This window comes from Streptomyces sp. TP-A0356 (assembly GCF_001417775.1).
In the GTDB taxonomy this organism is placed as follows: Bacteria; Actinomycetota; Actinomycetes; order Streptomycetales; family Streptomycetaceae; genus Streptomyces.
In genome coordinates this window covers 66,742-80,573 of sequence record NZ_BBZJ01000024.1, presented here as the reverse complement: position 1 = coordinate 80,573, position 13,832 = coordinate 66,742, and the positions used below count along the sequence as shown (strand labels likewise).

Below are 13,832 nucleotides of genomic sequence, written 5' to 3'. Positions count from 1 at the left end.
CACCAGCAATGGCCGACGAGAACACTCCCGTGACTCCCGCAGAGGGCGGCGAGACCATCATGCGTGTCGAGCCCGTCGGGCTCGAGACGGAGATGCAGCGCTCCTACCTCGACTACGCGATGTCCGTCATCGTCTCGCGTGCGCTGCCCGACGTGCGGGACGGTCTCAAGCCCGTGCACCGCCGCGTCCTGTACGCGATGTACGACGGCGGTTACCGGCCCGAGAAGGGCTTCTACAAGTGCGCCCGTGTCGTCGGTGACGTCATGGGCAACTACCACCCGCACGGCGACTCCTCGATCTACGACGCGCTGGTCCGCCTCGCGCAGCCGTGGTCGATGCGGATGCCGCTGGTGGACTCCAACGGCAACTTCGGCTCCCCGGGCAACGACCCGGCGGCCGCCATGCGCTACACCGAGTGCAAGATGGCGCCGCTGTCCATGGAGATGGTCCGCGACATCGACGAGGAGACCGTCGACTTCACGGACAACTACGACGGCCGCTCCCAGGAGCCGACGGTCCTGCCGTCCCGCTTCCCGAACCTGCTGATCAACGGTTCGGCCGGTATCGCGGTCGGCATGGCGACCAACATCCCGCCGCACAACCTGCGCGAGGTCGCGGCGGGCGCCCAGTGGTACCTGGAGAACCCGGAGGCCTCGCACGAGGAGCTGCTGGACGCCCTGATCGAGCGGATCAAGGGCCCCGACTTCCCGACCGGCGCCCTCGTGGTGGGCCGCAAGGGCATCGAGGAGGCCTACCGCACCGGTCGCGGCTCGATCACCATGCGCGCGGTCGTCGAGGTCGAGGAGATCCAGAACCGCCAGTGCCTGGTCGTCACCGAGCTGCCGTACCAGGTCAACCCCGACAATCTCGCGCAGAAGATCGCCGACCTGGTCAAGGACGGGAAGATCGGCGGCATCGCGGACGTCCGCGACGAGACGTCGTCGCGCACGGGCCAGCGCCTGGTCATCGTGCTCAAGCGGGACGCGGTCGCCAAGGTCGTCCTGAACAACCTGTACAAGCACACCGACCTGCAGACGAACTTCGGCGCCAACATGCTGGCGCTGGTCGACGGCGTGCCCCGCACCCTCTCCCTGGACGCGTTCATCCGGCACTGGGTGGCGCACCAGCTGGAGGTCATCGTCCGCCGTACGCGCTTCAGGCTGCGCAAGGCCGAGGAGCGCGCGCACATCCTGCGCGGTCTGCTGAAGGCCCTGGACGCCATCGACGAGGTCATCGCGCTGATCCGGCGCAGCGACACCGTCGAGATCGCGCGTGACGGTCTGATGAACCTCCTGGAGATCGACGAGATCCAGGCGAACGCCATCCTCGAGATGCAGCTGCGGCGCCTGGCCGCCCTGGAGCGCCAGAAGATCGTCCAGGAGCATGACGAACTCCAGGCGAAGATCGCCCAGTACAACGAGATCCTGGCCTCGCCGGTCCGTCAGCGCGGCATCATCAGCGAGGAACTCGCCGCGATCGTCGAGAAGTACAGCGACGACCGCCGCACCCAACTGGTGCCCTTCGACGGTGACATGTCCATCGAGGACCTGATCGCCGAGGAGGACATCGTCGTCACCGTCAGCCGCGGCGGCTACATCAAGCGCACCAAGACGGACGACTACCGCGCGCAGAAGCGCGGCGGCAAGGGCGTGCGCGGTACGAAGCTCAAGGAAGACGACATCGTCGACCACTTCTTCGTGTCGACGACGCACCACTGGCTGCTGTTCTTCACCAACAAGGGCCGCGTCTACCGCGCGAAGGCCTACGAGCTGCCCGACGCCGGCCGGGACGCCCGTGGCCAGCACGTCGCGAACCTGCTCGCCTTCCAGCCGGACGAGTCGATCGCCCAGATCCTCGCGATCCGCGACTACGAGGCCGCGCCGTACCTGGTGCTCGCCACCAAGGGCGGTCTGGTCAAGAAGACGCCTCTGAAGGATTACGATTCGCCGCGCTCCGGCGGTGTCATCGCGATCAACCTCCGGGAGACGGCGGACGGTTCGGACGACGAACTGATCGGGGCCGAGCTCGTCTCGCCCGACGACGATCTGCTTCTGATCAGCAGGAAGGCACAGTCGATCCGGTTCACCGCGACGGACGAGTCCCTGCGCCCGATGGGCCGCGCCACGTCCGGCGTGAAGGGAATGAGTTTCCGTGCGGGAGACGAGCTTCTCTCGATGAATGTTGTTCGACCCGGTACGTTCGTGTTCACTGCCACAGACGGTGGGTACGCGAAGCGGACCGCCGTCGACGAGTACCGCGTCCAGGGTCGCGGCGGCCTCGGCATCAAGGCCGCCAAGATCGTCGAGGATCGCGGCTCACTCGTCGGCGCGCTGGTGGTCGAGGACAGCGACGAGATCCTCGCCATCACGCTGTCCGGCGGTGTGATTCGTACGCGAGTCAACGAGGTCAGGGAGACGGGCCGTGACACCATGGGCGTCCAACTGATCAACCTGGGCAAGCGCGATGCCGTGGTCGGTATCGCTCGTAACGCCGAGGCGGGGCGCGAGGCGGAGGAGGTCGACGGTGACGAGGCCGTGGACGAGATCGCCGAAGTCGCCACGACCACCGGCACGGACGAGGGCGAGGCGCCCTCGGCCGAGTAGCACGAGGAGTGAGTCAGCGTGAGCGGAGCCACGGGCGCCGGATCGACCGGTACGGAAACGGACGGCGGCGGCCGTGGCTCCGCCACGGATGCGACCGACTCGCACTCGCCCGACACGCATGGATCCCAGGGGGGAACTGTGACGGACACCCGAGGCCCGCACACCCAGCAGCAGGCGGCTGGAGCGGGCCCGGCCGCTCAGGGCGCCGGGCAGCCCGCGCCGGTCGCACAGCCGGCCGCGGCCCAGGCGGCCACCGCGCCGCCCGGCTCGCCCCTGCCGGGGGAACGCCGGCCGCAGCAGCCCGCGGGGCCCTACCATCCGCCGCAGGCCTACCCGGCGCAGCCGTCGGCGGGCGCCGTACGCCGGCCCCGGACCGGCGCGCGCACCGCCCCTCGCACGCGCAAGGCGCGTCTGAGGGTGGCCAAGGCCGACCCGTGGTCGGTGATGAAGGTCAGCTTCCTGCTCTCCATCGCGCTCGGCATCTGCACGATCGTGGCGTCGGCCGTGTTGTGGATGGTCATGGACGCGATGGGCGTCTTCTCGACGGTCGGCGGCACGATCTCGGAGGCCACCGGCTCGAACGAGTCCAACGGTTTCGACCTCCAGTCGTTCCTGTCCCTGCCGCACGTCCTGATCTTCACGACGATCATCGCGGTCATCGACGTCGTCCTGGCGACCGCCCTCGCGACGCTCGGCGCGTTCATCTACAACATCTCCGCGGGCTTCGCGGGCGGCATCGAGCTGACGCTGGCGGAGGACGAGTAGGCGGGTCCTCACAACGACGAGGCTGCGGCCGCACCACGACCAGGCTGCGGCCGCACCACGACCAGGCTGCCGCCGCCGCCCGTGCCCGCGGCCTTCGGCCGGAGCGAGAGCGCGCGTCCCGGACGGGGAACGCGCTCTTCTGACACACGGACCGCCGCAACCGGGCGCGGGCAGCGCGATGGTCGCCCCCGGTAACCGATTTTGGGACTTCCCACGTCGTGCGCTAATCTTCAGGAGTCAGCGCGCGGGACACACACCGCAGAGCGCGGCGGGGCTATAGCTCAGTTGGTTAGAGCGCATCCCTGATAAGGATGAGGCCACAGGTTCAAATCCTGTTAGCCCCACCAACAGAAAGACCCCCTACCGATCGTGGTTGGGGGTCTTTGACGTCTATGGCTGACATCGGCCGCCGTCCAGCCCCAGGCTGGAGGCGTCCGGTCATGTCAACGGCCCGGCACCTGTGAGCAGGTGCCGGGCCGTTTGTCCCGTGGCGTACGCAAGTTCGCCCGTGGTGTGTCTGCGGTGCCCCGTGGGGGCGGCGGTGCAGGAGGGGAAGGGCCGGATCAGCGCTGGAGCGGTGCCGTGGGTTCCAGGACCCTGGCCGGGTCGGCGCGGGTCCGGAGGGCGGAGCGGGCGAGGGGGATCGTCGGGGCCGTGGTGGTGAGCGGTCGGTGGCGGCAGGCCGGTGAGGAGCCGTGCGCCTCGGCCCTGATGCGTTGTTTCATCGTGGGGGGCAGGGACCGGGCGCGGGCCCAGCTTCCCTGGGCCGGCTTCGGCAGCGTCACCTCGGTGCCGCTGTTGCGCGCCGGCTGGGCCTGGGGTACCGCCGCGGCGGTGGTCGCGGTCGTGGTGATCAGTCCGAGCGCGGTGCACAGCGCGAGGAAGGCGGTGACCACCGCGGTCCAGAGCTTCATGACCGTGTTCCGGGCCATGACCCCTCACTTTCGGGTTGGGCGATTTGCGTACTTTCCTCATGATGTGTATGAGGGTCGAGAAGTGGTGGACCGACGCCCGTGGCGCGGCGTTCTTCGGATGAACACCACCCGGATGGAGGCAAGCGGCCCGGAAAGGTCGGAAATTACTGAGGAGGGAGGGGTTCGTCACAGTCTGTGAGGTGCGATCACCCGCAGATCGGAGCGGAGTCGTCCCGTTGTACTGCGGTGTGCCGGGCCCGAGTTGAGGGGTCGACTCAGGTCACCGATCGGTATCGATCGGTGTGTATAGTCGGGCGCCAGAGGTCCCCTACGTCAACGAAAGACGAGGTCGCGCGGTGAAGAAGCTTCTCCTGGTCGCACTGGCCGCCATCGGCGGGCTCCTCGTGTACCGCCAGATCCAGGCGGATCGCGCCGAGCAGGATCTGTGGACGGAGGCGACTGACTCCGTGCCCACGGGTTCGTGAGTTCCGACAGACAACAGGTTCAGAGCAAACCCCGGCCGCCGGTGCGGTCGGGGTTTTGTGTTGCCGGGGGAGGGCGTTTCGGCCGCTCGTACGCAATGCGCGGGTGCCGCCGTGGTGTGCGGGGCAGGATGGGCGACGGTCCGGGCTGGGATACATGGCGAGGGGCGCGCGATGGGGTGGCGTACGGAGGCAGGAGGCGGCGCGTTCGGGCGTGGACGGGCGCGGGCGCAGGCGGCCATGGCTCTGTGCGCGACAGCGGCGCTCGGCGTGACCGTGGCGCTCCCGGCGTGTGCCGCTCCGGCCTCCGCGGCCGCGGCCGGTACGCCGACCCCGTACGCCTTCGCGCGTGACGCCAGGACGATCGGGGGCGCGACGGGCACGGCGGACGCCGTACGTCTGGATGCCGGGCGTACGTACAGGAGCGTCCTGCCCGGCGGCGGCAAGCGCTACTACCGCCTGGAACTGGACGCGGCCTCCAACGCCTATGTCTCCGTGACGGCCGTGCCGAGGGCCGGGGCCCAGGTCTCGTCCTCCGACGGTCTCAGGGTGTCCGTCCAGGATGCCGACGGCACCACCTGTTCCTCCGGCGCCACGTACTTCGGCCCCACCCAGAGCCCCCACCCGATCGCGGCCTGGGCCTCGCGCGAGACCGGCCCTGGTACGTACGGGTGCAAGAAGGCGGGGGCGTACTACGTGGTGGTCGAACGACGCGACCTGGCCGCCTCCGCGCCGGGCGACTGGGATCTGGACCTGGGTTACGTGTCGGAGCCGGCCCTGCGGGGGCCCGGTGCGACGACGCCACCCGGGGCCTGGGACTCCGCGACCCCGGAGGCCGTCCTGGGCGACGCCACGCCCCGCGCGGGCGGGGCGGGGTTCGCCTCGGCGAGCGCCCTGGGCCAGGGCGTCTGGCGGGATGCCATCAGGCCCGGCCAGACCCTCTTCTACAAGGTGCCCGTCGACTGGGGCCAGCAGCTGTCCGCCACCGTCGAGATGGGCAGTTCCACCGGTGGCGACGGCTATGTCGGCACCGCCCTGGCCATGTCGCTGTACAACCCCGTCCGGGCCTACGTCGAGGACGCCGGCGTGGGATACAGCGGCACCCAGTCCTCGGCGGCGCTCGATCCGCTGCCACCGGTCGCCTACGCCAACCGCCGTGCCCTCGGGAGCCACGCGAGTGCGATGCGGTTCGCGGGCTGGTACTACCTCGCCGTGCACCTCGGTGTGCCGGTGGCGGACAGGTTCGGCGGTGGGCCGTTCGGGCTGACGCTGCGCGTGCGGGTGAAGGGGGTGCCGACGGCCGGTCCGGCCTACGCGGGGCGGTCCGTGCCGGGCGATGTGTTCCAGGTCTCGGCGGCGGACCGGAAGGAGGCGGCGGCAGGGGTGGAGAAGAGCGGCGCGGGAGACGGTTCCGCCGGGTCCACGGCCGCCGCCGCGGCAGGCGGGGGCAGCGCGACAGGAGGAGGCGCAGGCACCGGTGGAGCGGGAGGGGGCACCCGCACGATGATGCTGGTCGCCGTGGCCGGGATCGGCAGCGGGAGTGTCCTGGTCCTGTGGCTCGGGGCCTGGACGGTGCTCGCACGGCGGCGGGCCCGCCGATTGGCCGGATGAGCGCCGGTCAGATCCTCGTCAGGGCCCAGAACCCCACCGCGAAGCAGGCGAGCGCGAGGAGCAGCACGGGTACGGCGACCTTCGCCGGGGGCCCGGGGCGCCGGGCGGCCGGCCTTCTGCCGTGCCGTGCGATGCCCTGCGGCCGTGTCGGGGTGTGCGGGGACGGGGCGGCGTACGCGTGGGCGGATTGCCGCACCGCGACCGTCGGGGCCGCGTGGGGACCGGGTGCGGGCACGCGCATGGGATGGTGTCCGGAGTGGGCGGCGGCGGGGGGAGCCGTGTGGGCCGCGACCGCGGTGGATGGTGGGGGCGGCTGCTCGGGCGGCCGCGGCACCGCGTGGACCGGTTCCTGCGGTAGCGGAGGCGGGAGATGGAAGCTGCCGGTGTCCGACATCGTGGACTGCGGTGGGGGCGGCGTCGGATCGACCGCGGGCATCGGCGGTACCAGGGGCGGCGCGGCCCCCGGCCGTAGGGCGGGCGGCGGCGGGGGGCCGGGCATGACGGCGGAGGTCTCGGTACCGCAGTCACCCGGCGCGGACGTGCCGTTGGCGGCGGGCGAGGGGGCGGCGGTGGGCCGCGGAGGTATCGAACCGAGCGCGGGCCGAGCCGGGCCGCCGCCGGTCTGCGGGGTACCGGGACGCGACGGCCGCGAAGTGGCACCGGTTCCAGCGGGGGGCGTCCCCTGGGCGGAGTCGGTCGTGACGCCGGGGGCGCCGGCCGTCGGGGTGTGGGGCGGTGGTGGCGGTGGGGTGGCGTCCGGTTGTCCGGGGGGTGCCCCCTGGGGCCGGCCGGGCGTGGTGCCCGACGTGCCGGTCGTCGCCTTGTCGGGGTGGTGCTGTGGGGCGGTCCCCGCCTGAGCGGACACGGCACCCTGCGTCAGGCCGGTCGTGGCTCCGGGCGCGCCGGGCGTCGACCCGTTCTCGTGCGGCCGCTGCGGAGTGCCACCCGTGCCGGCGGGCGCCGTCGCCCGGTCCGTCGTGCTGCCCGGTGCGGGGAGTGGGATCGGTCGCGAGCCCCTCGGCGTCGGTGTCCCGCGCGGCGGTCCCTCGGGTCCGAACCCGGCCGGTAGCGGGCCGAGTTGGTCGAAGATCTCCACCTGCTCGTCGTCGGGTCCGGGCTCCGGCAGCAGTTCCCTGGCGGACGCGAGGGCCTTGCGTGCCCCCGTGGCGGTGCGGAATCGCGCGGCCGGGTCCGGCTGCAGCAGCATGGCCACGACCTCCCACAAGGGCCCGGGGATGCCGCGCGGCGCCCCCGGCGTGCCGTGGGCCACGAAGTGCTCGATCAGCGCCCTGGTGTCCGGCTTGGCTCCCTCCAGCAGATACAGCGCGACCAGCCCGACCGCGAACAGGTCGGCCGGGAAGTCCGGCTCGCCGCCCACCAGTTGCTCGGGCGCGAGATAGCCGGGCGTGCCCACCACGTAGTCGGTCTCGGTCAGCCGTGGCTCGCCCAGGCGCATGGCGATGCCGAAGTCGGACAGACGCAGCCGGGGCCGGGCGGTGCCGGTGGCCTCCAGGAGCACGTTGGCGGGCTTGATGTCACGGTGCACGACCCCTTCCGCGTGCACGGCCGCGAGTCCGGACAGCAGTTGGTCCAGCAGGGTGCAGACCAGGGCCGGCGGCAGTGGACCGTAGTCCCCGACGAGGTGGACCAGCGAGCCCCCGGCGACCAGGTCCATGGTGAACAGGACCTTGTCGTCGTCCGCGGCCCAGCTGGCGGGTGCGAGCACATGAGGGTGGTCGATCCGCAGCGCCTGCTCGCGCACGAACCGCAGCAGCGCATGGGCGTCGCTCTGCTGAAGGACCTTGGCGGCCACGTAGCGGCGCCGCCGATGGTCCCAGGCGCGCCAGACCGCACCGACTCCCCCGCGTCCGATGGGGTCGACCAGTTCGTACCGTCCGGCGAAGACCTCACCCATGGTCGTGCGTCGCTCCCCCTTCCGAACGGCGATGAGGACCCCCGCGCACCCCCCGGCGCGAGAGTCCCCGGCGGCCGAGGCGTCGGCTCAGTTCTGGTGGGACTGGTAGTGGGCGACCGCGTCGGAGGTGCGGCCGGCGCCGTAGACCCGGAGGAACTCTGCCAGTTCCGGGTGGCTCGGGGCGAGGGTGTCGGCCGCCTCGATGATGTCCCCCGCCGCCGCCACCGAGCGCAGCAGAGACTGGATCTCGCGGACCACCCGCTTGACCGTGGGCGCGCCCGAACTGCTCGTGGTCTGCGTGGTGTTGCTGAGCACGGAGCCCCCCTGCGACTTCCTGATCTCGTCCATCCGCTCGGTCGCCTCGGCGGCACTCACCGTGCCGTCCGCGACCTGTCCCGCCAGGTCCTGCAGCAACTGCACCCGCTGGACCACCGCGGGGTTGCCGATCTTGGCGCGCTGACCGCTCATCAGCTGCGACAGCATCGGAGCGGACAGTCCCAGCACACCCGCGAGCCGGGCCTGGTTGAGCCCGAGATCGTCGATGAGCTTACGGAAGAGCGCCCCCAACGGCTCCCCGTACCAGTTCCGCTGCAGCTCCCGCGCTCTTGCGGTGGCTTCCTGCTGTGCGGCGTCCATTGCGTCTCCCCATCGCTTCCCCAACTACCGCGGTTCGCTGTCGCGAACCACGACGAGCATCTTACGGAGAGTGGTCGCCCACGGGGACCCCCTATCTGTTTGTGAGATACCGGGGGTCACCCGGTACGCTGGTCCGCAGCGCCCGCCGGACTGTGTGTCGTCGGCCGGACGCATTTCCTCCGGGGCCTTAGCTCAGTTGGTAGAGCGCTGTCTTTGCATGGCAGATGTCAGGGGTTCGACTCCCCTAGGCTCCACCCCTCGAACCGGTCGGACGCCCTTCGCGGCGCCCGACCGGTTCTCTGTTTGCGGTGACCCCTGTCACACCCCGGATTTGCACCCGTTGCATTTCTTTGCGCAAATAGCTGGCGAAGGCCGCGCCCTCCGGGCCCCCCGCACGGGTGGCCCCTGTGACTGCGGGGCATCGTGGGGCGCCCTGGCCGGCCTTGTGTGGGCCGATATGCGCATAAGTGGGTAAGCGGAAGAATGCGCTGCGTAAACGAAGTCTGCACGGAACTTGCACACAGGGTGCGTTGCAAACGTCATTGCGAGGGGCACGGGTAAACGCCCCTGTGGCGTTCCACGTGAAACAGCACCGTGGGGCAGGAGACCCTCAAGCCTCCTGCCCCACGGCATGGTTGGAGTCCGTCCGGGTGCAGACGGGTGCAGACGGGTTCGGACGGTTTCGGACGGATTGGACGGGCTCAGTGGCGGTCGTCGTGCTCCGCGGAATCGTCCTCGGCCTGCTTCGCCTCTACCTCGGGGTCCAGGTCGCTGCCGTCGACGGACGTCAGCCGGTCGCCCTGCGGGACCTCCGTCGCCACGGGCGGCTCGACCAGCCAGTCGGGGTTCGCCTGCTTGTCCCACCACTTCCAGGCGGCGAAGGCACCGCCGGCCAGGATGCCCAGCAGCGCCAGACCCTTCGCGACACGGCCGGCCCTGGCCCGCCGCTGCTGCCGGCGCACCAGCTTCTGGACCTGCCGCGGCGAGACCTGGCCGCGCAGCGCGGCCAGCGCGGCGGCACCGCGGGCCGCGGCCTCCTCCCGGACCGGGCTCGCCACGGCGACCGCCTGCTCAAGCCTCGGGCGGGAGTAGTCGGCCGCCTGGCGGGCCGCCTTGCGGGTGTAGACGGCCGCTCCGTGCGCCGCCTGGTCCACCTTGGGCGGCACATGGGTGCGGGCCTGTCCCAGAGCCTGTTCCAGGCGCGGGGCGAGATGGGCGTCGTACTGGACGCGGGCCTGTCCGGCGGCCTGCGACACCTTGGGCGCGAGACGGACACGCGCCTCGTGTGCGTAGTGCGCTGCCTTGTCCTTGGCCGTGTCGGCGTAGGGCGCCACCACTTCCGCGGCATGCAGCACGCTGTCCTTCGCCGAACCGGTCGCGGCGCGCACGCTGTCGATGCGGGTCACGGGTTCCTCCTCCTCGGTGGCGTACGGTAATTCGACTTTCCAGCCTTTTACGGATCATGCCTCTCGAACAGCTTCCGGGCATGCGAGGGCAGGCATCCGGGTCATGCGGCCCATAGAGGGTCGGCCCCGGTCCGCATCCGGACGGGCAACGATCGGGATGATCACGTACATCGGCTGATCACGCGCAATAGCGGATGAATACGGGGGCAAAAGTGGCTTGTCGACGACAATGCCACGGATCGTCGCTTCGCGCGCCCGCGACGGGACGACTAGACCGGATTTCCGCGCGCCCGGAGCCCCGGACTCCTCCGCCGACGGCCCCCGGTCCGCTCACGCGCCCCCTGGTGCACCGGGCGAACAGCCCTCCGATGTTCGTTCAGGCGTGGTGGCCGAACGACGTGGGGCGCCTGCCGTGCGAGGATCAGGGGGTCACAGAGGACAACGGAAGGCAGATCGTGGCTGAGCAGCTTTACGCCACCCTGAAGACCAACCACGGCGACATCGAGATCCGGCTCCTGCCGAACCATGCGCCGAAGACGGTCCGTAACTTCGTCGAGCTCGCCAAGGGCGAGCGTGAGTGGACCCACCCCGCGACCGGTGCGAAGTCCACGCAGAAGCTCTACGACGGCACGGTCTTCCACCGGGTGATCAGCGGTTTCATGATCCAGGGCGGTGACCCGCTGGGCAACGGCACCGGTGGCCCGGGTTACCAGTTCGAGGACGAGTTCCACCCCGACCTCGCCTTCGACAAGCCGTACCTGCTGGCCATGGCCAACGCCGGTCCGGGCACCAACGGCTCGCAGTTCTTCATCACGGTCTCGCCGACGGCCTGGCTGACGCGCAAGCACACCATCTTCGGCGAGGTCACCGACACGGCCAGCCAGAAGGTCGTGGACTCCATCGCCACCACCCAGACCAACCCGCGCACTGACCGCCCGGTCAAGGACGTCGTCATCGAGTCGGTGGTCGTCGAGACCCGCGAGGGCTGAGCCCCACGGGGCACACCGCACGAGGGAACAAAAGCGCCCCGCCCATCCGTAGAAGGAAGGGCGGGGCACCCCGTCGTACGGAGAAGTGAGGGGACCCATGGACCAGGCGCCAGGCAGCCCGCAGAACCCGGGGCCGCACGAAGCCGGGGAGCTGCCGGTCTGCTACCGGCACGCGGATCGCGAGACCGGCATCCGCTGCACCCGCTGCGAGCGCCCCATCTGCCCCGAGTGCATGGTCAACGCCTCGGTCGGCTTCCAGTGCCCGGAGTGCGTGCGCGGTGGCTCCGGCACGGGCCACGCACCGGCCGCCTCCCGGCCGCGTACCCTCGCGGGCGGCACGATCACCTCCGACCCCCGGCTGGTCACCAAGCTGCTGATCGGCGTCAATCTGGCCGTGTTCCTGGTCCAGCTGTCGGTGGGTGACCGCTTCACCGAGCGGTTCGAACTTCTCGGCCAGGCCTACGTCCCGCTGCTCGGCTCGGTCGAGGGCGTCGCGCAGGGCCAGTGGTACCGGCTGCTGACCGCGATGTTCCTGCACGGCAGCTACATCCACATCCTGTTCAACATGCTCAGCCTGTGGTGGATCGGCGCCCCGCTGGAAGCGGCCCTCGGCCGCGCCCGCTATCTCGCGCTCTACTTCGCCTCCGGGCTGGCCGGCAGTGCCCTCACCTATCTGATCGCCGCCCCGAACCAGCCCTCGCTCGGGGCCTCCGGCGCGATCTTCGGGCTCTTCGGCGCGACCGCCGTGCTCATGCGCCGGCTCCGCTATGACATGCGCCCCGTCATCGCGCTGCTAGTGATCAACCTGATCTTCACTTTCGGGTGGAGCAACATCGCATGGCAGGCCCATATCGGGGGACTCGTCGCCGGTGTGGTGGTCGGCTACGCCATGGTCCATGCCCCGCGGGAGCGGCGGGCCCTCGTGCAGTACGGGGTGTGCGCGCTGGTGCTGGCCGCCGTGGTCGCCATGACCGTGATCAGGACCGCCCAGCTCGCCTGAGCGGCGGATATGCACAGGCCGTAGCCCGAGGTTGTACCCAGCGTTGTCCACAGTCCGTGGCCGATCTTGTGCACGCCGTGGGAACGTGTGTGCCCCCTGTCACCGGCCCGAGTTTTCGCAGGTGGGACAGGGGGCGAACAGGTTTGCGGAAGCCGGTGATTCCGTCATACCGGCGTCAACGCTCGACGGGTTATCCACAGATCGTCGTTCTTTTTCCACTGGTCGCCGACTCTGTGGACAAGGCTGTGGATAACTCGGTGCACCGTCATGGGCAGAGCCGGCCGCGGGTGGGCGGGAGCCGCTACTTCCACTGCGTGGAGACGCCGAACCCGGCCGCGATGAACCCGAAGCCCACCACGATGTTCCAGTTGCGCAGCGCGTGGATCGGCAGCGAACCGTCGGTCACGTAGAAGACGACGATCCAGGCCAGACCGATGAGGAACATGGCCAGCATGACCGGTGCGACCCAGCCGCGGCTGTCCAGCTTGAGGTTCGTCGCCTGCTTCGACGCCGGCGGCGTGTAGTCGGCCTTCTTGCGGATACGTGACTTCGGCACGAGGGTCTCTCCTGTCGATGCGCTGCGTGGCCGCGCAGGGAACTGGGGCGGGCTCCGGGGCAGCGTACAAGGGGACACCAAACGCTCCCCGGGCGTCCGTTAGCGTAGTGCTTCCGCGGCGCCGAAGGAGATAAGGGTACGTTGAGCAATACGGCCGACACCGCCCAGGCTGGTTCCGGTTCCCCGGAAACGGGCCCCGCGGCCCCCCGCACGCGCCGACTACGGCCCGTTCGCGTCCTCACCGTGGGTGTGTTCGCCCTCGCCGGGCTCCTCTTCATCACGAGCTTCAACACGGCCAAGGGCACCAACCTCCGCACGGACTCCTCGCTGCTGAAGCTCTCCGACCTCATTCACGAACGCAGCCACAAGAACGCCCGGCTCGACGAGTCCGACGCCGCGCTGCGCGACGACGTCGAGGCCCTGGCCAAGCGCACCGGCGGCGGCACCAGCAAGGCCGAGGAGGCCCGGCTCGCGGCGCTGGAGAAGAACGCCGGCACCCAGCAGCTCACCGGCAGGGCCGTCACGGTCACCCTCAACGACGCCCCGCCCAACGCCACCGCCAAGCTCCCCGGCTACCCCGAGCCACAGCCCGACTACCTGGTCATCCACCAGCAGGACCTGCAGGCCGTGGTGAACGCCCTGTGGCAGGGCGGCGCCCAGGGGATCAAGGTCATGGACCAGCGGCTGATCTCCACCAGCGCCGTGCGCTGCGTCGGCAACACCCTGATCCTCCAGGGCCGCGTCTACTCGCCCCCGTACAAGATCACCGCGATCGGCGACCCCGGAAAGCTCCAGAAGGCGCTCGCCGCCTCGCCCGCGATCCAGAACTACATGGTCTACGTCAACGTCTACGGCCTCGGCTGGAAAGTCACCGAGGACGGGACGGTGACTCTTCCCGGCTACTCGGGCACAGTGGATCTGCACTACGCGAAGCCCGTGGAGTAGAGCCGGGACC

Annotated in this window: 12 protein-coding genes and 2 tRNA genes; 9 read left to right on the top strand and 5 right to left on the bottom strand. The window is 70.4% G+C overall.

Going from position 1 to position 13,832, the window contains the following annotated elements; all coding sequences use genetic code 11:
- Positions 1 to 8 precede the first annotated feature (8 nt).
- The 3 genes from gyrA to ASC56_RS25825 all read left to right on the top strand — a co-directional run bounded on the left by gyrA (position 9) and on the right by ASC56_RS25825 (position 3,715).
- The gene (gyrA, locus tag ASC56_RS25835; protein WP_055493941.1) at positions 9 to 2,603 is read left to right on the top strand and encodes a DNA gyrase subunit A; all 2,595 of its coding nucleotides are present in this window, start codon (positions 9 to 11) and stop codon (positions 2,601 to 2,603) included.
- Positions 2,604 to 2,621: 18 nt separating this feature from the next.
- Positions 2,622 to 3,368, top strand: coding sequence for a DUF3566 domain-containing protein (locus ASC56_RS25830; RefSeq protein WP_055493940.1), 747 nt, complete (start codon positions 2,622 to 2,624; stop codon positions 3,366 to 3,368).
- 270 nt (positions 3,369 to 3,638) lie between these two features.
- A tRNA-Ile gene (locus ASC56_RS25825) sits at positions 3,639 to 3,715 on the top strand.
- 216 nt (positions 3,716 to 3,931) lie between these two features.
- Here the strand turns inward: ASC56_RS25825 and ASC56_RS25820 are convergent.
- Entirely contained in the window at positions 3,932 to 4,300 is a 369-nt protein-coding gene (locus tag ASC56_RS25820) for a DUF6344 domain-containing protein (protein WP_055493939.1), read from the bottom strand.
- Between the two features lie 338 nt (positions 4,301 to 4,638).
- On the opposite strand from ASC56_RS25820, the gene ASC56_RS38415 reads away from it, so the two are divergent.
- Together ASC56_RS38415 and ASC56_RS25815 are read left to right on the top strand one after the other, a co-directional pair.
- Positions 4,639 to 4,767, top strand: coding sequence for a DLW-39 family protein (locus ASC56_RS38415; protein ID WP_003999697.1), 129 nt, complete (start codon positions 4,639 to 4,641; stop codon positions 4,765 to 4,767).
- Positions 4,768 to 4,938: 171 nt separating this feature from the next.
- Positions 4,939 to 6,375, top strand: coding sequence for a hypothetical protein (locus ASC56_RS25815; RefSeq protein ID WP_055493938.1), 1,437 nt, complete (start codon positions 4,939 to 4,941; stop codon positions 6,373 to 6,375).
- 7 nt (positions 6,376 to 6,382) lie between these two features.
- On the opposite strand, the gene ASC56_RS25810 is transcribed toward ASC56_RS25815, so the two are convergent.
- Positions 6,383 to 8,290 (bottom strand): serine/threonine-protein kinase, encoded by a 1,908-nt coding sequence (locus tag ASC56_RS25810; RefSeq protein ID WP_055493937.1) that lies wholly within the window; start codon positions 8,288 to 8,290, stop codon positions 6,383 to 6,385.
- An 87-nt stretch (positions 8,291 to 8,377) separates the two neighbouring features.
- A complete protein-coding gene (locus tag ASC56_RS25805; RefSeq protein ID WP_055493936.1) occupies positions 8,378 to 8,926 on the bottom strand; it encodes a hypothetical protein in 549 nt (182 codons plus the stop codon).
- Between the two features lie 181 nt (positions 8,927 to 9,107).
- On the opposite strand from ASC56_RS25805, the gene ASC56_RS25800 reads away from it, so the two are divergent.
- Positions 9,108 to 9,180: transfer RNA gene (locus ASC56_RS25800), tRNA-Ala, on the top strand.
- A 447-nt stretch (positions 9,181 to 9,627) separates the two neighbouring features.
- Here ASC56_RS25800 and ASC56_RS25795 read toward each other — a convergent pair.
- Positions 9,628 to 10,332, bottom strand: a complete 705-nt coding sequence (locus ASC56_RS25795; RefSeq protein WP_055493935.1) for a DUF5324 family protein — start codon at positions 10,330 to 10,332, stop codon at positions 9,628 to 9,630.
- Between the two features lie 455 nt (positions 10,333 to 10,787).
- Between ASC56_RS25795 and ASC56_RS25790 the strand changes: the two genes are divergently transcribed.
- Both ASC56_RS25790 and ASC56_RS25785 read left to right on the top strand, forming a co-directional pair.
- Complete coding sequence (locus ASC56_RS25790; protein WP_055494042.1) at positions 10,788 to 11,321, top strand: peptidylprolyl isomerase; 534 nt, start codon at positions 10,788 to 10,790, stop codon at positions 11,319 to 11,321.
- A 97-nt stretch (positions 11,322 to 11,418) separates the two neighbouring features.
- Complete coding sequence (locus ASC56_RS25785) at positions 11,419 to 12,321, top strand: rhomboid family intramembrane serine protease (RefSeq protein WP_055493934.1); 903 nt, start codon at positions 11,419 to 11,421, stop codon at positions 12,319 to 12,321.
- A 301-nt stretch (positions 12,322 to 12,622) separates the two neighbouring features.
- Here ASC56_RS25785 and crgA read toward each other — a convergent pair whose 3' ends face one another.
- A complete protein-coding gene (gene crgA / locus ASC56_RS25780; protein WP_055493933.1) occupies positions 12,623 to 12,877 on the bottom strand; it encodes a cell division protein CrgA in 255 nt (84 codons plus the stop codon).
- A gap of 141 nt (positions 12,878 to 13,018) precedes the next feature.
- On the opposite strand from crgA, the gene ASC56_RS25775 reads away from it, so the two are divergent.
- On the top strand, positions 13,019 to 13,822 hold the full coding sequence (locus ASC56_RS25775; protein ID WP_055493932.1) for a DUF881 domain-containing protein: 804 nt from the start codon (positions 13,019 to 13,021) through the stop codon (positions 13,820 to 13,822).
- Positions 13,823 to 13,832 lie beyond the last annotated feature (10 nt).

Bases quoted from the DNA above. Each gene is read 5' to 3' on its own strand.
- gyrA (WP_055493941.1), top strand. From the start codon at position 9: ATGGCCGACGAGAACACTCCCGTGACTCCCGCAGAGGGCGGCGAGACC.
- ASC56_RS25820 (WP_055493939.1), bottom strand. From the start codon at position 4,300: ATGGCCCGGAACACGGTCATGAAGCTCTGGACCGCGGTGGTCACCGCC.
- ASC56_RS25815 (WP_055493938.1), top strand. From the start codon at position 4,939: ATGGGGTGGCGTACGGAGGCAGGAGGCGGCGCGTTCGGGCGTGGACGG.
- ASC56_RS25810 (WP_055493937.1), bottom strand. From the start codon at position 8,290: ATGGGTGAGGTCTTCGCCGGACGGTACGAACTGGTCGACCCCATCGGA.
- ASC56_RS25805 (WP_055493936.1), bottom strand. From the start codon at position 8,926: ATGGACGCCGCACAGCAGGAAGCCACCGCAAGAGCGCGGGAGCTGCAG.
- ASC56_RS25785 (WP_055493934.1), top strand. From the start codon at position 11,419: ATGGACCAGGCGCCAGGCAGCCCGCAGAACCCGGGGCCGCACGAAGCC.